This is a genomic window from Tsukamurella sp. NPDC003166, from assembly GCF_040611135.1.
Classification (GTDB): Bacteria; Actinomycetota; Actinomycetes; order Mycobacteriales; family Mycobacteriaceae; genus Tsukamurella.
Window position 1 is genome coordinate 59388 of record NZ_JBEXNL010000020.1, and the last position, 22052, is coordinate 81439.

The 22052-nt window shown below is 72.3% G+C and carries 25 protein-coding genes; 10 read left to right on the forward strand and 15 right to left on the reverse strand.

All coding sequences use genetic code 11. The features are described 5' to 3' along the window. Positions 1-14: 14 nt before the first annotated feature. The gene (locus ABZX10_RS19190) at positions 15-1694 is read right to left on the reverse strand and encodes an ABC transporter ATP-binding protein (protein WP_355543533.1); all 1680 of its coding nucleotides are present in this window, start codon (positions 1692-1694) and stop codon (positions 15-17) included. Between the two features lie 13 nt (positions 1695-1707). Beyond that, positions 1708-1836: a hypothetical protein gene (locus tag ABZX10_RS19195; RefSeq protein WP_355543536.1), complete on the reverse strand. Its 129-nt coding sequence runs from the start codon at positions 1834-1836 to the stop codon at positions 1708-1710. 203 nt (positions 1837-2039) lie between these two features. Here ABZX10_RS19195 and ABZX10_RS19200 point away from each other — a divergent pair, with 203 nt between their 5' ends. After that, entirely contained in the window at positions 2040-2243 is a 204-nt protein-coding gene (locus ABZX10_RS19200; protein WP_068575145.1) for a hypothetical protein, read from the forward strand. A gap of 27 nt (positions 2244-2270) precedes the next feature. Here the strand turns inward: ABZX10_RS19200 and manA are convergent, their stop codons facing one another. From manA to ABZX10_RS19220, 4 genes are all read right to left on the reverse strand, one after another. Continuing rightward, on the reverse strand, positions 2271-3512 hold the full coding sequence (manA, locus tag ABZX10_RS19205; protein WP_355543540.1) for a mannose-6-phosphate isomerase, class I: 1242 nt from the start codon (positions 3510-3512) through the stop codon (positions 2271-2273). Beyond that, the gene (locus tag ABZX10_RS19210) at positions 3512-4645 is read right to left on the reverse strand and encodes a TobH protein (protein ID WP_355543543.1); all 1134 of its coding nucleotides are present in this window, start codon (positions 4643-4645) and stop codon (positions 3512-3514) included. The genes manA and ABZX10_RS19210 overlap by 1 nt, the downstream gene beginning before the upstream one ends. A gap of 36 nt (positions 4646-4681) precedes the next feature. Continuing rightward, complete coding sequence (locus ABZX10_RS19215; protein ID WP_355543545.1) at positions 4682-6052, reverse strand: phosphomannomutase/phosphoglucomutase; 1371 nt, start codon at positions 6050-6052, stop codon at positions 4682-4684. 129 nt (positions 6053-6181) lie between these two features. Then, on the reverse strand, positions 6182-6667 hold the full coding sequence (locus tag ABZX10_RS19220) for a DUF3499 domain-containing protein (protein WP_068575141.1): 486 nt from the start codon (positions 6665-6667) through the stop codon (positions 6182-6184). A gap of 102 nt (positions 6668-6769) precedes the next feature. Between ABZX10_RS19220 and ABZX10_RS19225 the strand changes: the two genes are divergently transcribed. Further along, positions 6770-7270, forward strand: coding sequence for a metallopeptidase family protein (locus ABZX10_RS19225; protein ID WP_355543549.1), 501 nt, complete (start codon positions 6770-6772; stop codon positions 7268-7270). A 9-nt stretch (positions 7271-7279) separates the two neighbouring features. Here the strand turns inward: ABZX10_RS19225 and ABZX10_RS19230 are convergent, their stop codons facing one another. Next, the gene (locus tag ABZX10_RS19230) at positions 7280-7606 is read right to left on the reverse strand and encodes a WhiB family transcriptional regulator (RefSeq protein ID WP_355543552.1); all 327 of its coding nucleotides are present in this window, start codon (positions 7604-7606) and stop codon (positions 7280-7282) included. 378 nt (positions 7607-7984) lie between these two features. Between ABZX10_RS19230 and cofD the strand changes: the two genes are divergently transcribed. The 6 genes from cofD to ABZX10_RS19260 all read left to right on the forward strand — a co-directional run bounded on the left by cofD (position 7985) and on the right by ABZX10_RS19260 (position 12955). After that, positions 7985-9025 carry a 2-phospho-L-lactate transferase gene (gene cofD / locus ABZX10_RS19235; RefSeq protein WP_355543555.1) on the forward strand — a complete coding sequence of 347 codons (1041 nt, stop codon included), beginning with the start codon at positions 7985-7987 and terminating at the stop codon, positions 9023-9025. A gap of 5 nt (positions 9026-9030) precedes the next feature. Further along, positions 9031-10410 (forward strand): coenzyme F420-0:L-glutamate ligase, encoded by a 1380-nt coding sequence (locus ABZX10_RS19240; protein ID WP_355543618.1) that lies wholly within the window; start codon positions 9031-9033, stop codon positions 10408-10410. A 4-nt stretch (positions 10411-10414) separates the two neighbouring features. Beyond that, entirely contained in the window at positions 10415-10972 is a 558-nt protein-coding gene (locus ABZX10_RS19245; protein ID WP_355543558.1) for an NUDIX domain-containing protein, read from the forward strand. Between the two features lie 390 nt (positions 10973-11362). Continuing rightward, positions 11363-11611 carry a type II toxin-antitoxin system prevent-host-death family antitoxin gene (locus ABZX10_RS19250; RefSeq protein ID WP_355543561.1) on the forward strand — a complete coding sequence of 83 codons (249 nt, stop codon included), beginning with the start codon at positions 11363-11365 and terminating at the stop codon, positions 11609-11611. After that, positions 11608-12000 carry a type II toxin-antitoxin system VapC family toxin gene (locus ABZX10_RS19255; protein WP_355543564.1) on the forward strand — a complete coding sequence of 131 codons (393 nt, stop codon included), beginning with the start codon at positions 11608-11610 and terminating at the stop codon, positions 11998-12000. The genes ABZX10_RS19250 and ABZX10_RS19255 overlap by 4 nt, the downstream gene beginning before the upstream one ends. Positions 12001-12145: 145 nt before the next feature. Further along, on the forward strand, positions 12146-12955 hold the full coding sequence (locus tag ABZX10_RS19260) for an alpha/beta fold hydrolase (RefSeq protein WP_355543567.1): 810 nt from the start codon (positions 12146-12148) through the stop codon (positions 12953-12955). 10 nt (positions 12956-12965) lie between these two features. Here ABZX10_RS19260 and ABZX10_RS19265 read toward each other — a convergent pair whose 3' ends face one another. Continuing rightward, positions 12966-13829 (reverse strand): SDR family NAD(P)-dependent oxidoreductase, encoded by an 864-nt coding sequence (locus ABZX10_RS19265; protein ID WP_355543570.1) that lies wholly within the window; start codon positions 13827-13829, stop codon positions 12966-12968. A 142-nt stretch (positions 13830-13971) separates the two neighbouring features. Beyond that, entirely contained in the window at positions 13972-15189 is a 1218-nt protein-coding gene (gene glgC, locus ABZX10_RS19270) for a glucose-1-phosphate adenylyltransferase (protein WP_355543573.1), read from the reverse strand. Between the two features lie 167 nt (positions 15190-15356). Between glgC and glgA the strand changes: the two genes are divergently transcribed. Next, a complete protein-coding gene (gene glgA, locus ABZX10_RS19275; protein WP_355543576.1) occupies positions 15357-16538 on the forward strand; it encodes a glycogen synthase in 1182 nt (393 codons plus the stop codon). A gap of 51 nt (positions 16539-16589) precedes the next feature. Here glgA and ABZX10_RS19280 read toward each other — a convergent pair whose 3' ends face one another. The 4 genes from ABZX10_RS19280 to ABZX10_RS19295 all read right to left on the reverse strand — a co-directional run bounded on the left by ABZX10_RS19280 (position 16590) and on the right by ABZX10_RS19295 (position 19289). Next, positions 16590-17438 carry a putative RNA methyltransferase gene (locus ABZX10_RS19280; protein ID WP_355543579.1) on the reverse strand — a complete coding sequence of 283 codons (849 nt, stop codon included), beginning with the start codon at positions 17436-17438 and terminating at the stop codon, positions 16590-16592. 77 nt (positions 17439-17515) lie between these two features. Further along, positions 17516-17683, reverse strand: coding sequence for a DUF3117 domain-containing protein (locus ABZX10_RS19285; protein WP_068532479.1), 168 nt, complete (start codon positions 17681-17683; stop codon positions 17516-17518). Between the two features lie 111 nt (positions 17684-17794). Then, positions 17795-18103 carry a DivIVA domain-containing protein gene (locus ABZX10_RS19290; protein ID WP_355543584.1) on the reverse strand — a complete coding sequence of 103 codons (309 nt, stop codon included), beginning with the start codon at positions 18101-18103 and terminating at the stop codon, positions 17795-17797. Between the two features lie 7 nt (positions 18104-18110). Continuing rightward, positions 18111-19289, reverse strand: a complete 1179-nt coding sequence (locus ABZX10_RS19295) for an erythromycin esterase family protein (RefSeq protein WP_355543587.1) — start codon at positions 19287-19289, stop codon at positions 18111-18113. A 64-nt stretch (positions 19290-19353) separates the two neighbouring features. On the opposite strand from ABZX10_RS19295, the gene ABZX10_RS19300 reads away from it, so the two are divergent. Next, positions 19354-20049: a MerR family transcriptional regulator gene (locus ABZX10_RS19300; RefSeq protein ID WP_355543590.1), complete on the forward strand. Its 696-nt coding sequence runs from the start codon at positions 19354-19356 to the stop codon at positions 20047-20049. A 185-nt stretch (positions 20050-20234) separates the two neighbouring features. Here the strand turns inward: ABZX10_RS19300 and ABZX10_RS19305 are convergent, their stop codons facing one another. Then, complete coding sequence (locus ABZX10_RS19305) at positions 20235-21167, reverse strand: glucosyl-3-phosphoglycerate synthase (protein WP_355543593.1); 933 nt, start codon at positions 21165-21167, stop codon at positions 20235-20237. Continuing rightward, positions 21164-22051 (reverse strand): dihydropteroate synthase, encoded by an 888-nt coding sequence (folP, locus tag ABZX10_RS19310; RefSeq protein WP_355543596.1) that lies wholly within the window; start codon positions 22049-22051, stop codon positions 21164-21166. Before folP ends, ABZX10_RS19305 begins: the two co-directional genes overlap by 4 nt. Position 22052 lies beyond the last annotated feature (1 nt).

Here is a 22052-nt window from a genome sequence, read left to right on the forward strand (position 1 = left end):
CACCGCGGGGCATTTCAGGCGTCTGCACCCACCGCCGGCGACACCTTCCCGTCGACCACCCGGTAGCACCGGTCGGCGGCGTCACCGAGCACCGGATCGTGGGTGATCACGATGACGGTGCGACGCACGGCGATCGACCGCAGGACCCGCGCCAGCCGCTCGGTGTTCGCCCGGTCCAGGCCGGTGCTCGGCTCGTCGAGGATCAGCACCGGGGTCTGCCGCGCGAACCCCCGCGCCAGCGCGATCCGCCGGCGCTGCCCGCCCGAGAGTTCCTGCCCGCCCGCGCTGGTCGGCGTCGCGTACCCGTCGGACAGCCGGCGCACGAACTCGTCGGCGCCCGCGAGGTCTCCCGCGACGCACGGATCCGCGCCGCTGCCGTAGACGATGTTCGATGCGAGGGTCCCAGTCCGGATCACCGCGTGCTGCGGCACCAGTGTCACGAGCTCGCGCAGCGCCGCGCCGCGCCGGCCCGCCCGATCCCCGAGCTCGACGGTGCCCTCGACGTCCACCATCCCCGCGAGCGCGGCCGCGATCGTCGACTTCCCCGCCCCCGACGGGCCGACGAGGGCGGTGACGGTCCCGGGTTCGGCGGTGAACTGGGGGCAGTCGAGGACGAAGTCGCCGCGCCGCACCCGGACATCGGTCATGCGCACCGGTACCGCCGGACGGACGAGCCGGGTACCGGCATCGTCGAACGCGCCGTCCCGGACCGGCGCACCGTCGGCTCCGGATCCGGTGAGCGGCCCCGCGAGCTCGGCCAGGCGATCGGCGCTGATCCGGGCCCCCACGAGCGCGAGCCGGCTCTCGGCGATGTCCTGCACCCGGGGATAGAGGTAGCCGAGGTAACCGGTGAGCGCGATCAGCGCGCCGTACGTGAGGTCGCCCGTGCGGACCAGGACCACCCCGGCCACCGAGACGGCGATCAACGTGAGCGCCTGCGCCGAGCCGAGCACCCCGCCGAACGCGGCGTGCACGCGGGCCTCGCGCATGCGGGCGGCGAACAGTGCGGCGCCGCGGCGGTGGACCTCGGCGCGCTCGGCGCGCTCCATCGTGTGCAGGCGCACGTGCTCGACGGTGCCCGCGATCTCGCCGATCGCGGTCCCGAGACCCGAATGCGCTGCGCGCTCGCGCTCGGTGGCCCGCTCCTGCGCGCCACGGAAGGCGCGGGACAGACCCATGAGCACCGGCACCGCGACCAGCGCGACCAGCGTCAACTGCCAGCTCAGCCAGCACGCCACGGCGACCAGGCCACCCGTCGTCAGGAGCGCGACCACCGCCTGGACCACGGACACCGACAGCGCGGTCTCGAGCACCACCACGTCCTCGGTGAGCCGGACCACGACGTCTCCCGTGGAGAGCCGGTGCACGTCGTCGAGCGGCAGGTCCAACAGCCGCCCGAACACCTCGTCGCGCAGGGCGAGGACGGTGCCCTCGGCGGCGCGACAGGTCGCGAGCGTTCCGGCGTACGTGAGGAGCGCGCCGAGCAGCGTGACCGCCACCCAGGCGGCGACGCCACGGGCCGCGGACGCGAGCGAGTCCGATTCGAGGACCGCGGTGAGGACGTCGGCCATGACCAGCACCGCCGCGACTTCGACGAGTGCCGCTGCGACCAACGCGGCCAGGCCACCGACGAGGGATCGTCGGTGGCCCGGCGTGAAGGTCCACAGCAGCCGAAGGAGGCTCGTGGACGTCATCGGGTTCCTCGGCTCACTGCCAGACCCAGTCCCAGCGGCGCGCCTGCGGGTTCCAGCGGCGCACCCGGCGACGCTGCGGCTGCTGCGGCTTCGGCGCCCCCGGTCGCTGCCGGAGACCGTTGCCCTGTCCCGGTGCTGCCATGTGTTCATCTCCTTGCGTCGCGGCCTCGCGGCCTGTTTCCGTTGTGCAAGGACCACTCTGGCGTTCCAGTCTGGACGCGCTCTGCCGTGAACCTGGTAATCGCGTGGCAATCGAACGTCACCGGCGAAGGTTACCGACGAGTGTTACTCGTTGGTAGTCGAAAATTGTTGGCGTACCGGCGAGTAACGCTTACCGTCGGCCCTATGACCAAGACTTTCGCGCACACCACGGACCAGACCGTCGCTCAGCTCCTCAGCATCGTCGAGGGTGGAGACGATGTGCTGCTCACGCGCGACGGCAAGCCGCTCGCCGTGCTCAGCAAGGCCCAGCCGGAGGCCGTCGCGGTGTCGAACATGCAGACCTTCGACATCCCCGAGACCTTCTACGAGAACCTCGGCGGCGTCTAGCTCCTCCCCGCCTCGGGGCGGGAACGCTCAGTGTCCGCCCACCAGCGTCCGGAAGAACTCCGCCGCCGGTGAGTGCGCGCTGACCACCACGCCCGGATCGGACGCGGCCATCCAGAGGCCGCTGCCCGCCGGAACATCGATCGCCCGGCCCGCACTGCGTACCGTCACCGTTCCCTCGGTCACGACCAGCAGTTGCGGGCCGCGGGCGTCCAGCTCCACCGACGCGGCGCGCTTGAGCGCCGTCCCGTCGAGCCGCACCCGCGAGACCCGGAACTCGGGTGCGGGTGTGGAGAAGATCACCTCGGGCCCCACGGTCGACGTGCGGGGCGCCAGGTCCGACGGTGCGCGGGGCGTGAAGTCCAGCACGCGCAGCAGTTCCGGCACGTCGACGTGCTTGGGCGTGAGTCCGCCGCGCAGCACGTTGTCCGAGTTCGCCATCACCTCGACGGCGGCGCCGCTGATGTACGCGTGCAGGTTGCCGGCCGCGAGGTACAGCGCCTGCCCCGGCTCCAGCACGATGCGGTTGAGCAGCAGCGCGGCCAGGACGCCGGCGTCGTCGGGGTACCGCTCACCCAGCGTCAGTGCGAGTTTCGCCTCACCCTTGAACGCCGTCGCGCCGCTCTCCAGGTAGCGCACGCAGCCGGCGAGCACCGCGGGCACGAGCACCGCGAGCGCGGGCTGCGGCAGCGTGATCCAGGTGGTCACCAGGGCGCGCAGGCCCATCGAATCCGGCTGCCCGACGAGCAGGCCCAGGTAGCTGTCCAGCTCCGGGACGGCCAGCACACGCAGCAGTTCGACGGTGACCGCCGGGTCCCGGAAGCCGGCGAGCGCCTCGAACCGGCTGAGCGCGATGACGACCTCGGGCTTGTGCGCGGCGTCGCGGTAGTTGCGCTCGGGTGCGTCCAGCGGAATGCCCGCGGCGTTCTCCCGGGCGAAGCCCTCCTCGGCCTGCTCCCGCGAGGGGTGCGCCTGCAGCGAGAGCGGCTCGTCGGCGGCGAGGACCTTGACCAGGTAGGGCAGCCGGTCGCCGAACTCGCCACGACACACGGACCCGAGCTGTCCGGTCAGGTCGGCGCCGATCGCGGACAGCAGATCGCCGTCGGGCGCGTCGTCGGCACCGTCGTACAGCTTGGCCGGGTCCGCGGGGTGCGCCCCGAACCACAGCTCCGCCTCGGGGTGGTTCGACGGTACGGACCGGCCCTGCATCGTCGCCAGGACGGTGCGTGAGCCCCATGCGTACGGGCGGATGACGCCCTCGATCCGCTCCATCACGCCTCCCCGGTCAGGCGCCGGTAGACCGACGCGAGATCGAACCGTACCGCGAGCGCGAGCAGCTCCTGCGCATCGGCGCGCGGACCCGCCGCGTCGGGCGCGCGTCGTGCCCCCTCGTCGACGGGCAGCGGCTCCACGTCGGGCAGGGCGCGCAGCCGGGCCTGCACCAGGGGCGCACGCTCCTCGGTGGTGAGCACCAGGACCCGCAGCGGCGTCTGCGCGGCCGGACCGTCCAGGAACGGGTCGTGGAACAGTGCGTCCGACCCGCTCAGCGCGCCGCCGGACGGTGCCGCGGCCAGCTCCGGCACGGCCAGCTCGACATCGGCGAGGCCGACGGCGGCGACCACCTGACCGCCCAGCGTCAACGCCTGGGAGGCCGCGTGTTCGGCCACCGCGAGCCCCGCGGCCGTGTCGGCCGTCAGTGCGATCCGACGGCCCGCCATCCGGGCCGCGAGCCGCTTCGCCGGGTTGGACTCGACATCCCGGTCGGGAGCGCCGCGCAGCGCCTCGTCGTCGAGCGCCTCGGCGAGTGCGAACAGGAAGCCCTCGCCGGGCGCGGCCGGCCGGTCGGTACCGGCGATCCGGCCGAGCACCGCGAGCAGGGCCGCGGCGACGCCGATGAAGCCGAAACGCTCCGGCACGCGCAGGCGGGGCGAGAGGTCGACGGTGCGGCCCGCCGCGGCCTCGGCGACCGGCCCCTCGAGCGGAACGGCGACGACGACGGTCGCGCCGCGGCGTGCGGCCACGGCGATCGCCCGCGCCAGCACCAGATCGCCCGCGTCGAAGCCGCAGACGACGACCACGTCGAGTGCGCCCACCCAGGGCGGCAGCTCCGTCGAGCGCACGAGCGGCACGTCGAACCGGCCCGCGGTCAGGGCCTCGACGAAGCCGGCCGCGGCGGCGGCCGGCCCGGCCCCGCAGACCACGACGACGGCACGCGGAACGATGCCGTCGAGTTGCTCCAGGGCACCCTCCTCGACGGCGGCGGCCACGGCGCGCGCCTGGGCGCCCGCCAGGGCCGCGGCCCGCAGATGGCCGCCCACGTCGGCCGCGATCAGACCCGCCGGATCATCGAGGTCGGTGACCTGCGGCCCGCTCGGTCCGCTTCCGGCTCCGAGGATCTCGGTCACGGCTTCCTCCCGTCCCATATCAGCGCCACAGCGCGATCAGGCACGTACGATCGCCAGGATCCGCTCGGTCAGCGCGCGCACCTCGTCCGGTGTCGCGGCTTCGACGTTCAGCCGGAGCAGCGGCTCCGTGTTGGAGGCGCGAAGGTTGAACCAGGCGCCCGAAACCAACTGTACCGTCACGCCGTCCAGTTCATCGGTGCTCTGGATTTCGTCTGCGAAAGCATCGAGTACGGCACGCGTGCGCTCGCCCTGATCGGCCACCGTCGAATTGATCTCGCCCGACGCGGCGTAGCGGTCGTAGACCCCCATCAGCTCCGAGAGCGGCTTCGCCTGCTCGCCGAGCGCGGCCAGGACGTGCATCGCCGCGAGCATCCCGGAGTCGGCGCCCCAGAAGTCGCGGAAGTAGTAGTGGGCGGAGTGCTCCCCGCCGAACACGGCACCGGTCTCCGCCATCCGCGCCTTGATGAACGAGTGGCCCACGCGGGTACGGACCGGCGTGCCGCCGTTCTCGGCGATGATCTCCGGCACCGCCTTCGACGTGATCAGGTTGTGGATCACCGTGGAGCCCGGGTGCCGGGCCAGTTCCCGCTCGGCGACGAGCGCGGTGACGGCCGACGGCGAGACCGGCTCGCCCTTCTCGTCGACGACGAAGCAGCGGTCGGCGTCACCGTCGAAGGCGAGGCCGATGTCGGCGCCCTGCTCGACCACGAACCGCCGCAGGTCGACGAGGTTCTTCGGGTCCAGCGGGTTGGCCTCGTGGTTGGGGAAGTTGCCGTCCAGTTCGAAGTACAGCGCGCGCACGTCGAGCGCCTCGACGGGGCCCAGCACGGACGGCACGGTGAACCCGCCCATCCCGTTGCCGGCGTCGACCGCGACGCGCAGCGGGCGCGAGCCCGACAGGTCGACGAGCCCCCGCAGGTACGCGCCGTACTCGTCGAGCACGTCGCGCTCCGCGAGGCGGCCGGCGGCACCGTCGTACGACGGTACGCCGTTCGCCACCTGCTCGGTGATGACGCGCAGCCCGGTCTCCTGCCCGACGGGCTTGGCGCCCGCGCGGCACAGCTTGATGCCGTTGTAGGCCGCGGGGTTGTGCGAGGCGGTGAACATCGCGCCGGGCCGATCGAGCAGGCCGGAGGCGAAGTACAGCTCGTCCGTCGAGGCGAGTCCGATGAGGGTGACGTCGACGCCCTGGGCGAGGAGACCCTCCGCGAACGCGGCCGACAGCGACGGTGACGAGTCGCGCATGTCGTGGCCGACCACGGCGGCGGTGGCGCCCTCGCCACGGATCAGCGCGCCGAACGCGGCACCCACGTCGCGCACGAAGTCCTCGTCGATCTGCTCTCCGACGATGCCTCGGACGTCGTACGCCTTGATGACGGCCTGCACGGACTCCAGCGTTCGAACCACGCTCGACGACCTCCTGTGAAACGGCGTGCGGAAACCCGGCGGGCCCCGTAACGGACGCCCCACCCTATCGGCAATCGGGCCGCGCACCGGCATCCGACGCGGGCTACGTGACGGCTCGGTGCTCGACCGTCAGTCGACGGGGTCCGGCAGCACCCGGAGATGGCCGCGGCGACCGGTGGGGGCCGCGTGCTTGGGACCGCCGCTGCTCGGCTGAGCCGACGGGGTCGCGCGCGGCGCGGGCGGCGCGTCGTGCACGGGGCGCATGGCGCCGATCGGCGGGAGGGACCGGAGCGGGCCGTCCGACGGTGCCGGGTCGATCCGTCCGCGATCACGCGCGGCGCGTTCGTGCACGGTGTCCGCCAGGGCGGTCAGGTCGTCGTCCAGGGCGGTGTTGCCGACGGAGGCGGCGCTGTACGTCGGGAGGTTGCGCAGCATCTCCCAGCCGCGGGGCGCGGTCGTCCGGCCGGCGTGGAACTCGCAGAGGTCCCACGCGTGCGGCTCGGCGGTGGTTCCCAGGGGGCCCAGCACGGCGATCGACTGGCGGTAGTCGAACGTCAGCGTCGCCACGGCGTGGTTCCTGCAGCCGGGGCGGCAGCACTGACGGACGGAGTTCACAGTAGGAAGGTTAACCCGTGGCCGGTTCGCCGCGCTCCCGACACACCGCACGACCGCGCGCGGCGGCCCCGATCGGCGACCTCCGCCTACACTGAGAGCATCATGAGAACGAGGAGAGCGGCGTCGGACAGCGGCGCGCAGCTGCGCCGTCGGGTCGCGCGGGACCGGCGCGGGCACGGCCTGCGCGGCCCACTGGTGCCACGGGGACTCCCGGCGCACCGCAGCCGGTCACAGGGCTTCGACGAGGTCGTCCTGGACGCTTTCGCCGAGATCGACGGGCTCTGGCACGATCGGTTGGCGGATCTCGACATCGCGGTCGACGACGTGCCCGGCATCCTGCCGCACGACCCGGACTCGGTGTCGTGGCCCGAGGAGGTGGAGGCCGACGGGCCGATCCCGTTGGCACGCATGGTTCCGGCGGGCATCGACCGGCGGGGCAATCGCACGCGCGCACGGTTGATCGTGTTCCGGCGCCCGCTCCAACGGCGGGCCAAGTCGGAGGCCGATCTACTGGACGAGATCCTCGCGATCCTGGTTCACCAGATCAGCGGGTATCTCGGTGTGACCGAGGAGACTCTGCTCGCCGGCCCCGACGCGCTCTGACCGGAACGGTCAGACGATGCCGCGCTTGAGCTTGCGGCGCTCACGCTCGGACAGGCCGCCCCAGATGCCGAAGCGCTCGTCCTTGGACAGTGCGTACTCGAGGCACTCGTTGCGCACCTCGCAGCCCAGGCAGATGCGCTTGGCCTCGCGAGTGGAGCCGCCCTTCTCGGGGAAGAACGCCTCGGGATCCGTCTGCGAGCACAGCGCGCGGTCCTGCCACTGATCCTCGACGGCCTCGTAGAGCTCCTCGAAACCCGTGGGCACCAGGCTCAGGTGCGCACGGCTGGACCCACCGGAGAAGCTTCCGAACGGTTCACGATGAGCGTCGATCGTCATCGGCCCGCCTCCCTCGTTGCTTTCGTGGTGTTCGATGGTCGTTCTCTTCTGATGTGCCCGCCACGAGCGATCACGCCGCACTGAATGACACGGTTGTGATTACACACGTGCAAAGCCGCCACGTCAAGCTGAACCGGAAAATTAGCTAATACCACCTGGGCGCCTCGAAAACAGGCCTCGACACGTGGTTGAGATGTAATCCGCGTCACACTTCGCAGCCGCTACCGGCTCGGCGACCGAGGTCGCCCCGCACCGTCGATCATGCCACCCCGAACGCCCCGATTCCCAACGTCCGAGGTCATCGCTCACCCGGCGGCCGGCGCGGCCGCGCGACCCCGTCGGCGGCCCGCCCGCGCCGCGCCCACTACCCTCGGTGAGGTGAAGGTGACGGTGCTGGTGGGCGGTGTCGGCGGAGCGCGATTCCTCGAGGGCGCGCGAGAACGGTTCGGAGTCACTCCCTTTCCCGAGCGGGACGGTGCGACCCCCACCGACGGCGCCCCCGGGGACGACACGGTGACGGCCGTGGTGAACGTGGGCGACGACGCATGGATGCACGGCGTGCGGATCTGCCCCGACCTGGACACGTGCATGTACACCCTCGGCGGCGGCATCGACACCGAGCGCGGCTGGGGGCACCGGAACGAGACCTGGCACGCCAAGGAGGAACTGGCGAAGTACGGCGCCGACCCCGACTGGTTCGGCCTCGGCGACCGCGACCTCGCCACGCACCTGATCCGCACGCAGATGCTCAGCTCCGGATACTCGCTCACGGACGTCACCGCCGCGCTGTGCAACCGCTGGCAGCCCGGCGTGCGGCTACTGCCCGCCACGGACGGGCGGCACGAGACGCACGTCGTGGTCGCGGACCCCGGTTCGGCCGACGGCGCGAAGAAGGCCATCCACTTCCAGGAGTGGTGGGTGCGCTACCGCGCCGACATCGAGACCTTCGGCTTCGCGCAGGTGGGCGGGGCCGACGGTGCCGGCTCCGGGAAGGCCCAGGCCTCACGGGCCGCGATCGCCGCGATCGAGGACGCCGACGTGGTCTTCCTCGCCCCGTCGAACCCGATCGTCTCGATCGGCGCGATCCTGTCGGTGGGCGGGATCCGCGCCGCGCTGCGCACCACCCGGGCCAAGGTCGTGGGTGTGTCCCCGGTGATCGGCGGAGCGCCGTTGCGCGGCATGGCCGATCGCTGCCTGGAGGTCCTCGGGATCGAGACCAGTGCGCAGGCGATCGGCGAGCACTTCGGCGCGCGCAGCGGCAACGGCATCCTCGACGGTTGGTTGGTCTCCGACGACAACGGGGCGGACGCGGCCGTCGACATCCCCGGGCTCGCCGTCGCCGCGGTGCCGCTGCTCATGAGCTCGCCGCACGCGACCGCCGCCATGATCGACGCCGGCCTCGAGCTGGTGGGCCTGTGAGCGCCCTGCCCGAGCGCGACGCGCCGTCGCGCCCCGAGCGCGACCACGGCGCACCGTCGTTGGAGATCCTGCCGGTCTTCGGCGTGCCGGAGGTGACGGAGGGCGACGACATCGCGGCACTGCTCGCCGATGCCGCGCCGTGGCTCGCGGATGGCGATGTCGTCGTCGTCACCTCGAAGGTCTACTCCAAGGCGGAGGGCCGGGTGCTGGCGGCGCCGGCGGACCCCGATGAGCGGGACGCGTTCCGGCGCAGGCTGATCGCCGAGGAGTCGGTGCGGGTGCTGGCCACGAAGGGACGCACCTGGATCACCGAGAACCGGCTGGGGATCGTTCAGGCCGCGTCCGGGGTCGACGCGTCGAACGTCGCCTCCGACACCGTCGCCCTGCTCCCCGAGGACCCGGACGGCAGCGCCGCGGCGACCCGCGCCGGTCTGCGGGAGCGGCTCGGCGTCGACGTCGCCGTGCTCGTCACCGACACCATGGGCCGCGCATGGCGCACCGGGCAGACCGATGCCGCGATCGGCGCTGCGGGCATGGAGGTGCTGCACGGCTACGCCGGCGCGGTGGACGCCTACGGCAACGACCTGGTCGTCACGGAGATCGCCGTCGCCGACGAGCTCGCCGCCGCAGCGGATCTCGTGAAGGGCAAGCTCGGCGGCGTGCCCGTGGCCGTGATCCGGGGCTTCGCCGTCCGGCCGCCGGCCACGGGCTCACCGCTCGCCACCGCCCGCGGCCTGGTCCGGCCGGGCGAGGACGACCTGTTCCACACGGGCGTGGAGGCCGCTCGGCGGCAGGCGCTCCTGGTCCGGAGGTCGGTGCGCGCCTTCGCCGACGAGCCGGTTCCCGAGGGCGACGTCCGGGATGCCGTTGCCGAGGCTCTGACGGCCCCTGCGCCGCATCACACCCATCCCGTGCGGTTCGTGTGGGTGCGCGATTCCGCGCGCCGCACGGCGCTCCTGGACGCCATGAAGGAGCGGTGGGCGGCGGACCTCAAGGGCGACGAACGCACTCCCGAGTCGGTGGCGAAGCGCGTGCGCCGCGGGCAGCTGCTCTACGACGCCCCGGAGCTCATCCTCCCGTTCATGGTTCCCGACGGTGCCCACGCCTACCCCGACGCCCGTCGCACCGCCGCGGAGGAGGCGATGTTCACCGTCGCCGTCGGCGCCGCGGTCCAGTCGCTGCTCGTCGCGCTCGCCGTGCGCGGGATCGGAAGCTGTTGGGTCGGTTCGACCATCTTCGCCGCCGAGACCGTGCGGTCGGCACTGGACCTCCCCGAGGACTACCGGCCGGCCGGCGCGATCGCGGTCGGATACCCGGCCGATCCGTCGGTGCTGTCCGCGCCGCGGCCGCCACTGCCGCCCGGCCAGATGCTGATCGAGAGGTAGTCCCGTGACTTTCGCGTCCCTGCACGCGTCCGCCGTCGACGTCCTCGCGCGCTTCGACGCTCGCACCGACGGCGACGACGCCCTGCGCCACACGGTGCTCGCCTTCCTCGACGCGCAGCCGAACGCGTGCGCCCGCGCGAACGTGCCGGGCCACATCACGGCGTCGGTGGTGATCCTCAACCAGGACCGCACGCACGTGGTGCTTACCCACCACCCGCGGGTCGGCGAGTGGCTGCAGCTGGGCGGGCACTGCGAGGACTCGGATTCGACGGTGCCCGCGGCCGCGCTCCGCGAGGGGCACGAGGAGTCCGGACTCGCGGACCTCGTGCTCGACGCGGACCTGCTCACGCTGCACACCCACCCCATCCGCTGCTCGCTGGGGGTGCCGACCCGTCACCTGGACCTGCGTTTCCGCGCCTTCGCGGTGGGCCCCGGGACCCCGGAGCTCGCGATCAGCGAGGAGTCGAACGACCTGCGCTGGTGGCCCGTCGACGCGCTCCCCGAGTCCGCCGAGCGCACCACCGTGGCCCACCAGGTGCGCGCCGCCCTCGCCCGGGACTGACGACGGCACCTCCCCGCCGCGTCGACGCGGCCGACGAGCTCGCCACGTTCGAATGCCGGTACCCGCCGTCGTACCACTGGCGAAGCGCCGGACTTCGCGTCCTTCATCGCTCCTGAGGAGGCCCCCTCCACCACGACTCCTTCGTCGCGCTCGTCGATCTGCTCGCCTGCGCGTCGCCCGCCGTGTCGCGACCGAGTGCTTCGCGTACTTCGGCGACGGGACGTCCGGTCAGCGGCAAGCCGGAGCTCATCGCGGCGGTCGAGCGCTCCGCCGCGCTGGAGACGGTGCGGTGGGCACGGCACGCAGCGAACTGACTAGTCCTTCCCAGCCACATCGAGCAGCCGCCCCGCAACAATCGCCTCGCGGTAGCACTTGCGCTACATTGACACCATGACAATCGTCGGACTCCGCGAACTGCGCCAGAACGCCTCCGAGCTCGTCCGCGAAGCCGAGGCCGGCGGCGAGGTGACGATCACCGTCTCCGGGCGCCCGGCCGCGCGCCTCGTGGGTGCGTCCAGTCGCCGATGGCGACCGGGATCCGAGGTCGAACACCTCTTCAACGGCCCGGCCGATCCCGACTGGACGACTGACCGGGAACTCGTCGATCAGCAGATCCGCGACCCGTGGAACGCGCGGTGAGGGCGATCCTCGACACGTCGGTAGTGCTCGCAGCCGGCCTGGATCCCATCGAGGACGAGGTGGCGATCAGTGCGATCACCCTGGCGGAGCTACACTTCGGCGTGCTCGTCACGAAGTCCGGCGCGGTGCGGGCCGAGCGGCTGCGACGATTGCTCGCGCTGGAGCGGGAGTTCGACGCACTTCCGGTCGACGACGCCGTCGCGGAGAGTTACGGGAGACTGGCGGCCGCAGTGGTCGCGGCGGGTCGGCAACCCCGGGCACGGTCGATGGACCTGCTCATCGCCGCGACCGCACACGCCCACGGCGCGCGCCTATACACGCTCAATCCTCGCGACTTCGTCGGGCTGGAGCCGCTCGTGGAAGTGCTCGCACCCGGCGGATCGCAGTGACCACGGAACACCAAAGCCATCACCAGCGACTTTTCTGAGAGGTATTGCGCACCGTTCTATCAATCCGTACGCTCCCAACAACCGTCCGGCGCACCGTCGGACTCCTGCGGGCCCGCCCGCCCCGACCACGACGAGGTGGCACGAGATGTTGGCGTACGAACGAATCGGCTCGGGTGAGCCGCTGGTCCTGGTCCACGGGATCGCGCACCGTCGGCAGGCCTGGTACCCCGTCGCGGAACGGCTCGCGGAGCACCGGGAGGTCATCCTGTTCGACCTCCCCGGCCACGGCGAGTCCCCTGCGCTGGACCTCGCCGGCCGCACGGTCCAGGAGGCGCTGCACCAGCACCTGGTGGACCTGTTCGACGAGCTGGACCTCGTCCGCCCGCATATCGCCGGCAACTCGCTGGGCGGACGGATCGCGCTCGAGGCCGCCGCGAGCGGCATCGTCAGCAGTGCGACGGGGCTCTCGCCCGCCGGCTTCTGGCGCGACGACAGGGACTTCCTGCTGATCCGCGCGCACTTCGTCGCACTGATCGCCGCGGGCCGGGCCGCCGCACCGCTGGCGCCGCTGCTCACCCGCAGCGGAATCGGACGTCGCCTGATGCTCGCGTCGCTGATGACGCACGGCGAGCGCCTCACGCCGGAGCGCGTGCTCGGCGACCTGACGAACATGGTCGAGTCGCGTCACACGCTCGCCGACATCATCGGCGGCGCGTTCCCGTTCGAGGACGACATCGCCGCCGACATCCCCGTCACCGTCGCGTGGGGCACCCGCGACCGCGTCCTGCTCCCGTACCAGGGCCGGCGCGCGCGGCAGCTGCTCCCGCAGGCCGAGCACGTCTGGCTCCCGGGCAGCGGTCACGTCCCCATGTCCGACGATGCCGGCGCGGTCGTCGAGATCCTCCTGCGCGGTTCCGCCGGCGGCCTCCTCACCCGCGCCGACGACGCGGCCTGACGACCGGTCGTCACACCGGCCGGGGCGCGCCGTCCACCCCGGGGAAGTCCGCGGACCGGGCGAGATCGGCCCACCGGCGGACCCCGTCGAGTCCCGACGAGTACGCGGTCGTCAGTCGCTCGACGGCCTCGGCGCCGAGCGGCAACCGCAACGGCACGTCGTCCGAACGGACCAGGTCACCGATGATCCGCGCCGCGCGGGCCGGATCGCCCTCCTGCGCGCCGTCCGAGCCGGTCAGGTCGCGCTGGACGACTCCCACCGTCCGGCTGTACACCTCCGACGGCGCGGTCACCGCCAGCGAACGACCGGTGTTGAAGCCGGTGCGAAATCGCGACGGCTCGACGATGAGCACCCGCACCCCGAACTCCGCGACCTCGGCGGCGAGCGCCTCGGACCAGCCCTCCAGCGCGAACTTGCTCGCCGAGTAGGCGCCGACCGCGGGGAACGACAGGCGCCCGCCCTGGCTGCTCATCTGTACGACGGTGCCCGTCCCGCGCTCCCGCATCCCCGGTAGCGCAGCCCTGGTCAGCGCGGCGGCGGCGAAGAAATTCAGCTCCAGCTGCTCCCGCAGCTGCTCCATCGACACTTCCTCTGCGGCACCGGCGATCGCGCGGCCCGCGTTGTTCACCAGGACGTCGATCGGGGCGCGTTCGATCACCGCCGTGACCCGGTCGACCGCGTCCGGGTCGCGCAGGTCGGCCTCGATCAGGTCCACCCTGCCCGGGTGCGCGGCGACGAGGTCGGCGACGCTCGCCCCGTCGCGGACCACCACGGTCACCGCGTCGCCGCGCCCCAGCGCGTCCGCCGCGAGGCACCGCCCGAATCCCTGCGACGCGCCCGTGACCAGCCAGTTCAACCCGTTGCTCATGTTCATGGCCGCAACGCTAGGACTTCGAGCGCGCTCGAACGCAAGCCCCGATCCAGCAGAACTCCCCCCGCCCCGCAGATATCTCCGCTTGCCCCGTGGATCCACGGGGCGCGCGGAGATTTCTGCTGCGTGTGGAGGTTTCGGCGGGTCAGCCGATCCGGAGCCCCTTCCCGACCGTGACCACGCCGCCCGCGGACACGTTGAAGCGCTCGCGTTCGCGCTCGAGGTTCACGCCCAGGATCTCGCCGCGGCCGACCACGACGTTCTTGTCGAGGATCGCGCGCCGCACCACCGCCCCCGGCTCGATCTTGACGCCCGGCATGAGCACCGAGCCCTCGACGGTGGCGCCGTCGCCGATCGTGACATTCGCGCCGATGACGGAGTTGCGCACCGTGGCACCCGAGATGATGCTGCCGGCGCCGACCATCGACTCCTGCGCGAGGCCGCCGCGGGCGAACTTCGCCGGGGGCAGGTTGTCGTTCTCGCAGCGGATGGGCCACTGTCGGTTGTAGAGGTTGAAGATCGGATACACCGACACCAGGTCCATGTGCGCCTCGTAGAAGGCGTCGATGGTCCCGACGTCGCGCCAATAGCCGGCGTCGCGCTCGGTCGCGCCGGGCACCTTGTTGTCGCTGAAGTCGTAGACCGCGGCCTCGCCGCGGGCCACGAACGCGGGGATGATGTCGCCGCCCATGTCGTGGTCGGAGTCGGGGTTCTCCGCGTCGGCGATGATCGCCTCGACGAGCGCCTGCCGGCTGAACACGTAGTTGCCCATCGACGCGAAGGTGACGTCCGGATCGTCGGGCGTGCCGGGTGGGTCCGCGGGCTTCTCGAGGAACTGCGTGATCCGCCCCGCATCGTCGGACTCGATGCAGCCGAAGGCCTTCGCCTCCGCGCGCGGCACGCGGATGCCCGCGACCGTCACCCCCGCCCCGGACTCGATGTGCGCCTGCACCATCTGCGACGGGTCCATCCGGTACACGTGGTCGGCACCGAACACCACGATGTAATCCGGATCGTCATCGGTGATGAGGTTCATCGACTGGTAGATCGCGTCGGCACTGCCCGTGAACCACCGCTTGCCCACGCGCTGCTGCGCCGGCACCGGGGTGATGTACTCGCCGCGGAAGCCGAACATCCGCCAGGTCTGGCTGATGTGCCGGTCCAGCGAGTGCGACTTGTACTGCGTCAGCACGCACAGCCGCTGATACCCGGCGTTGACCAGGTTCGACAGCACGAAGTCGATGAGGCGGTACGAGCCGCCGAAGGGCACTGCGGGCTTCGCGCGGTCCGCGGTCAGCGGGTACAGGCGCTTGCCCTCGCCGCCGGCGAGGACGATTCCCAAAACACGAGGCTGGTTGCTCACGGGGTCCACGCTAACCCCAATCCGGGCGCGCGTGCAGTGTTCTGCGACAGTGCATCCGAACGCGCTGCTAAGCACAGACGTACGGGCGGACAACCACAGGCGAACCGCGGCGTCCGCGCTGCCCGGAACCGCCACGGCGCGGGACCGCAGGCTCTAGCGTGGACGGCATGCGCGTAGCGATGATGACGAGGGAGTACCCGCCGGAGGTCTACGGTGGGGCGGGCGTGCACGTGACGGAGCTCGTCGGCCGCCTGCGCGACCTGTGCGAGGTCGACGTGCACTGCATGGGCGTTCCCCGGCCCGACATGGACGACGTGACCGTCTCCGACCCCGATCCCGCGCTGGCCGGAGCCAACACCGCCCTCGAGATGTTCTCCACGCAGCTGCGCATGGCGAACCTCGCCGCCGAGGCCGAGGTCGTGCACAGCCACACCTGGTACACGGGCCTCGCGGGGCACGTCGCCGGACAGCTCTACGGTGTGCCGCACATCCTCACCGCGCACTCGCTGGAGCCGCACCGCCCGTGGAAGGCCGAGCAACTCGCCGGTGGCTACCGCCTCTCCAGCTGGTCCGAGCGCAACGCGGTCGAGTACGCCGACGCGGTGATCGCCGTCAGCCGCGGCATGGCGAAGGACGTCCTGGAGGCCTACCCGAATCTGGATCCGAGCCGGGTCCACGTGGTGCTCAACGGGATCGACTCGGAAGTATGGCATCCGGCGCCGACCTTCGGCGAGGACTCACCCCTCGTGGAGCGGCACATCGACCCGGACCGGCCGATCGTCGCCTTCGTCGGCCGCATCACGCGGCAGAAGGGCGTGAAGCACCTCATCGCGGCCGCGCACCGGTTCGATCCGGACGTCCAGCTGGTGCTGTGCGCTGGCGCGCCCGACACCCCGGAGATCGCCGCGGAGACCGCCGACGCGGTGGCCGCGCTGGCCGAGTCGCGGGACGGCGTGCACTGGGTCCAGGACATGCTGCCCACCCCGAAGGTGCGGGAGATCCTCAGCGCCGCCTCGGTGTTCGTCTGCCCGTCCGTGTACGAGCCGCTGGGCATCGTCAACCTCGAGGCCATGGCGTGCGGCACCGCCGTCGTCGCCTCGGACGTGGGCGGCATCCCCGAGGTGGTCGTCGACGGCGAGACCGGCACGCTCGTGCACTACGACGAGGCCGACACCGCCACCTTCGAGGCGGACCTCGCCTCCGCGGTCAACGCCCTCTGCGCGGATCCGGCGCGCGCGGCGGCGTACGGCGCGGCGGGCCGGGCCCGGGCGGTCGCCGACTTCAGCTGGGAGTCCATCGCCGCGCAGACCCTGGACGTGTACCGGCACGCGCTCGCGGCCCGCGCATAGCCCTCTGTTCGCCGGGCCCGACGGTGCCCGAGGCCCGGACGGGGGGTACCGCTAGCGCAGGCCGTAGACGCTGACGGTGCCCGACGCCGTCACCGCGGCGGTGCCGGACGCGGTGAGCCGCTCGATCGCCGCGGCGCGCTCCCCCGGCGAACCGTGATGCGCACTGGGCCCCATCGCGACGAGGTCGGTCGCGGCGGCGGCGGTGAGCTCCATGATCCACTCGTGCCTCTCGCGGGAGAGCAACTCGAAGTCGTGCAGCGCACCGTCGAGCCGGGCGACCTTGCCCTCCTCGACGGAGATCATCCCGAGCGGCCCGACCAGCTGCCGCAGGTGATTCGGGCCCGGGGTGAGCACGACGAGTCGCCCGCCGGGCATGAGCACCCGCGCGAACTCCGCGGCGTTGCGCGGCGCGAACACCGACAGGACCGCGGCGACGGCACCGTCGGCGACGGGCAGGCGCGCCCAGCCGTTGGCGACCACCGCGCCGATCCCCGGGCCGCGCCGGGCCGTGCGCCGGGCGGCGGGCTTGGACAGGTCGAGCCCGATGCCGGTGCCACCGCGCACCTCCACGGCCCTGGCCAGGTACTCGCCCTCCCCCGCACCGCAGTCCAGGACCGGGCCCGGCGGGGCGTCGACGGCGGCCGCCGCGACCGCCGCATGGAATTGCTCGTAGTGCCCGGTGGCGAAGAATCGCTCGCGGGCGGCGATCATGTCGGCGTCGTCCGCGATGAGGCCGCTCGCGTCACCGGCGAGCAGCGAGACATAGCCCTGGCGGGCCACGTCGAAGCCGTGCCCGCGCGGGCATAGCAGGGTCCCGCCGTCGGCCTCCAACTCGCCGCCGCAGTGCGGACAGGCGAGGGCCGGCAGCACCGCGGCCAGACCGGGCGGGACTTGCACCACTTCAGCACCCCCGAAAAGCGGAGATCCCGCGCGGTTCGCACCGCACGGGATCTACAGAGAAAGCAGTTCCACCGACGTCACGACGTGACGCCGCGCAGCTCCTCGCCGAGAGCCGCAGCCTCGTCCGGCGTGAGCTCCACCACGAGTCGTCCACCACCCTCCAGAGGCACGCGCATCACGATCCCGCGCCCCTCCTTGGTCGCTTCCAAGGGGCCGTCCCCCGTACGTGGCTTCATCGCCGCCATCCGTTGCTCCCTTCAGATCCTTCACCCGCCCCGAGCACGCCCGAACCGGGTCCGCTGTACATTCTAGCCTGTGCGCTGCGGCGATCGGCGTGGACTACGGCGACGGCCCCGCTAGTCGCGCCCCTCGGCGGACCCGCCGGACGCCTCTTCTGCGGCGAGTCCGGCCCGCAGGACGTCGATCTCGCGCGCCAGACGTTCCAGGGCCCAGTCGACCTCGGCGGGCTTGTACCCGCGTACCACCTGTTGGAACCGCAATGCGCGCACGTCGGCACCCGTCACGTCGTCCGCGGGGAGCACCGTCGGCGTGGCGCCCGTCTCCAGCGGCGGGGTCTCGTCGCCGCGCCCGAACACGAGCGCGGCGACGCCGTACAGGACCGCGGCGACTGCCAGCAGTCCGAGGGCGTAGAGCACGATCACCATGGGGCCATCATGCCCGAACCTCACGAAGGAAGAGGACAGCGTCGACGTCGGCCGGCCGGTCGGGGTCGAGCGGGAAGTAGGCACCGCGCGCGTCGCGGTCCTGCCGCCGCGTCGCGCCCTGCAGTCGTTCCCGGAGCTCCGGCCCGGCGTACAGGCGGGCCCGGACGTCCTGAGCGCGGAACAGCTCGCCCTCGACGGTGCCCCGTTCCGGCTCCGCCAGACCGTGCGCGGGCGCGGCGCCGATCGCCGTGGCCACGAACCGGTACGCGTCACCGATCCGGGCCGCAACCTGCGCCCCCGCGCTGAACCAGCGCACCGGGTGCGGGCCCATCCACATCTCGCTCGACCCGCGCTGCAGGTGCAGGTTGTGCGCGAGCACGACGGTGCCGCCCCGCTCCGCCTCCCGGTCCGCGATCGCCAGCAGATTGCGACCCATCATCACGTCGCGATGCGCGCTGAGGCGACCGAGCCGATCGGGCGTGTCGGCCGCCATGATCGCGTGGTAGCGCAGCAGTCCGACGGCGGTCCGGGCATCGGCGCGCAGCCGCCACCGCTCCTCCTCGGGTTCGGCCGGCTCGGGTGCGCGCTCCTCCACCAGGGCGCACAGGTCGTCGGTCAGTACGCGCAGCTTCTCGGCGTCGACGGTGCGCCCCACGCCCCGGTCCGCCTCGTACATCGCCCGTTCCTCGGTCCACCGCGCGTCGTCACCGAGCAGGTCGTCGAGGTCGGCCTCCGAGGCGACGTGCGCTCCGCGGCCGGCGAGCGCGGCGCGCAGCCGCAGCAGGTACTCCCGCGGACTCGGTGCGGCCGCCATCTCCATCGGGCCGTCGAAGCCGTAGAACCGCACGGGCGACTCCAGCGTCCGGTTGATGTCGCGGAGCCTGACCAGCAGCTCCCGCGTCGCGTCCAGTCGGTGCAGGTAGGGATGACTGAAGCCGTTCTCGAGCACGCCCTCGAGATCGAGGTCCGCGCCGGCGAGGTAGTCGTTCACCTGGGGCGCGCGGTGGAAGTCGGACTCCACGGCGATCGAGCGGTAGCCGCCGCGGAGCACCAGGTCCAGGACGGCGGCGTTGCGGGCACGGAGGATCTCCTCCGAACCGTGCATCGGCTCGCCGAGGCCGAGGAGGCGGGCCGGAGTGGGCAGGGCATCGAGGAGGGCGACGAGGTCGACGGGGTGCAGATCCATTCCCTCAACGATATCGTTGAATACTCTCTTGATACTTAGCGTGGATCGACCAGTGAGAACTGCCGTGAACCCTCAAAGATCGCTTCGACCCGTCGACCTCGCTCGTCCGCACGGGCTCTCCACCCAGGCGGTGCGCAACTACGAGGACCAGGGGATCCTGCCACCGGCCGGGCGCACCACGACGGGCTACCGGGCGTACACGCAGGCTCACCGTCTGGCCCTCGACGCGTTCCTGGCACTGGTCCCCGGGTGCGGGCAAGCGCGGGCGGGGTCGGTCCTGCGCGCCGTGCACCGCGGCGACCTCGACGCCGCCTTCGCGCTGCTCGACGAGGCGCACGCGGAGCTGGCCGAGGATCGCCGGACTTTTCGCCGGGTGCACGCCGCGCTCGACGGTCTCCACGCATCCGGGGACGAGCCGGGGCCGGCACTGTTCGTCGGCGAGGTCGCCGGGTTGCTCGGCGTGGTCCCGGCAACGCTCCGCACGTGGGAGCGCGCGGGGATCGTACGGCCGCAGCGGGACCGGGCGACCGGATACCGGCTGTACCGGGAGGCCGACGTTCGCGACGCCCGGATGGCCGAGCAGCTCCGCCGCGGCGGCTACGGCCTCGCCCGCATCGCGGAGCTCACCGAGCAGGTCCGTTCCGCCGGCGGGGTGGAGCCCCTGCGCGAGACCCTGGACGGCTGGCGGGCCTCCCTGACCCGACGGGGCCGCGCCCTCGTCTCCGGTGCCGCGGCGCTGGACGCGCTCCTGTCCTCGTGAAATCCGCTGATGCCGAGCCCGCGATTCGCCGAGCGACGTACCGGCCGGAATTCGGCCGATTCCCCGAACCTCAGCCCTCCGCGATCGCCCGCAACGCGGCGAGGTGGGACTGGAAAGCCGTACGGCCCTTCCATGGCCGGACACTCGACCATGGCAAGCGCTTTCCATATCGCGAGTCGTTGGGGTCAGATTCCCAGCGAATCGACGGGCGGGCGATCCTGCAGATACAGATCCGTCGTGACCTCGGTGAAGGCGTCGCCGGGTCCGGGATCGACCAGGTACTGCGTGATCCCCGCGCCCGAGTCCTCGATACCGCAGCGGCGCAGGGCGGTCCCCATGATCTGCCGGCTCATGACACCCAGGTCGCGCAGGTCGCGGTTGCGATGCTTGCGGACCGACAGGTTCACCTGCGCGATCCCGGCGAGCCCGTAGCGCTCCTCCGCGTCGAGCAGGAGCCCGATCTCCACGCCGTACCCCGGCGCGAAGGACACCGACGCGAGGAACTCGCGGGTGCCCGCGTACTCGCCGCCGAGCGGCTGCAGGATCGCGCGCAGCGACGGACGCAGCGCCGCCAACACCGGCCGAGCGACGAGCTCGGTGACGCGGCCGCCGCCCGTCGGGTCCTCCCCCTGTTTGAAGACGCGCAGGGGCCGCCGGTAATAGGCCTTGACGAGGTGCACCTCGGAGTGGAACAGCATGGGCCCCAACAGCCGCGGAACGTAGCGCGGATCCGGCTCGATGAGGTCGGAGTCGACGAAGGCGATCAGGTCGCCCGACGACGCGGCGACCCCGCGCCACAGCGCCTCGCCCTTGCCCGGCACGGGCGGCAGCCCCGGGATCGCCTCCTCGCGACTGATCACCGTGGCGCCCGCGGCGCGGGCCCGCTCCGCGGTGGCGTCGGTCGACCCCGAGTCGAGCACGATCAGCTCGTCCACGAGCGTGCCCATCAGGGGCGTGATCGTCGCGACCACGCCGCCGACGGTGGCCTCCTCGTTGAGGGCGGGCAGCACCACGGACACCGTCCGGCCGCGCTTGGCGGCAACCAGTTCCTCGACGGTCCACGCCGGTTCGGCGAAGAACCGCTCGCTCGAATGCGCCTGCGGCGCCTCGCCGCTCACGCCAGCCCCCGGACCACGCGCGCGGGTGGGCGGGCACCGTCGATCGAGGCGACCATCTGCACCACCCGCAGCGTGTCCGCGACCTGGTGCACGCGGAACATCCGGGCCCCGGCGTGCGCGGCGAGGGCCGTCGCCGCCAGGGTGCCGGCCACGCGCTCCTCCAGTCCGGCGTCCAGGGTCTCGCCGATGAAGTCCTTGTTGGACAGCGCCATCAGGACGGGCCAGCCGGTAGCCACCAGCTGATCGAGGTGTCGCAGCAGCGCGAGCCCGTGGTGGGTGTTCTTGCCGAAATCGTGGGTCGGGTCGATGATGATGCCGTCCTCGCGCACACCCGCCGCGAACGCCGCTTCGGCTGCGGCGGTGAGCTTCTCACGCACGTCCGCCACCACATCGGGATACCGCACGCGGTAGGGACGGGACCGGGGCACGGCGCCTCCGGTGTGCGAACACACGAGGCCAGCGCCGGTGGCGGCGGCGACGCGCGGCAGGTCCGGGTCGGCGCCCGCCCAGGTGTCGTTGATGAGGTCGGCACCCGCGTCCACCGCGGCCTCGGCGACCGAGGCGCGCCAGGTGTCCACGCTGATCAGCAGGTCGGGATGCCGGTCGCGCACCTGCGCGATGAAGGGCACGGTGCGGGCGATCTCCTCAGTGGCGTCCACGTTCTGGCCGGGACCGGCCTTCACGCCCCCCACGTCCACGACGTCGGCGCCCTCGGCGACCGCGGTGTCGACCCGCTCCAGTGCGGCGTCCACGGCGAAATAACTGCCCCGGTCGTAGAACGAGTCCGGGGTGCGGTTGATGATCGCCATCACCAGGGCGCGGTCCGACGGGACCGAGCGGCCGCACAGTGTGGGGCGCACGGGATTCGCGCCGGGGGCCGTCATC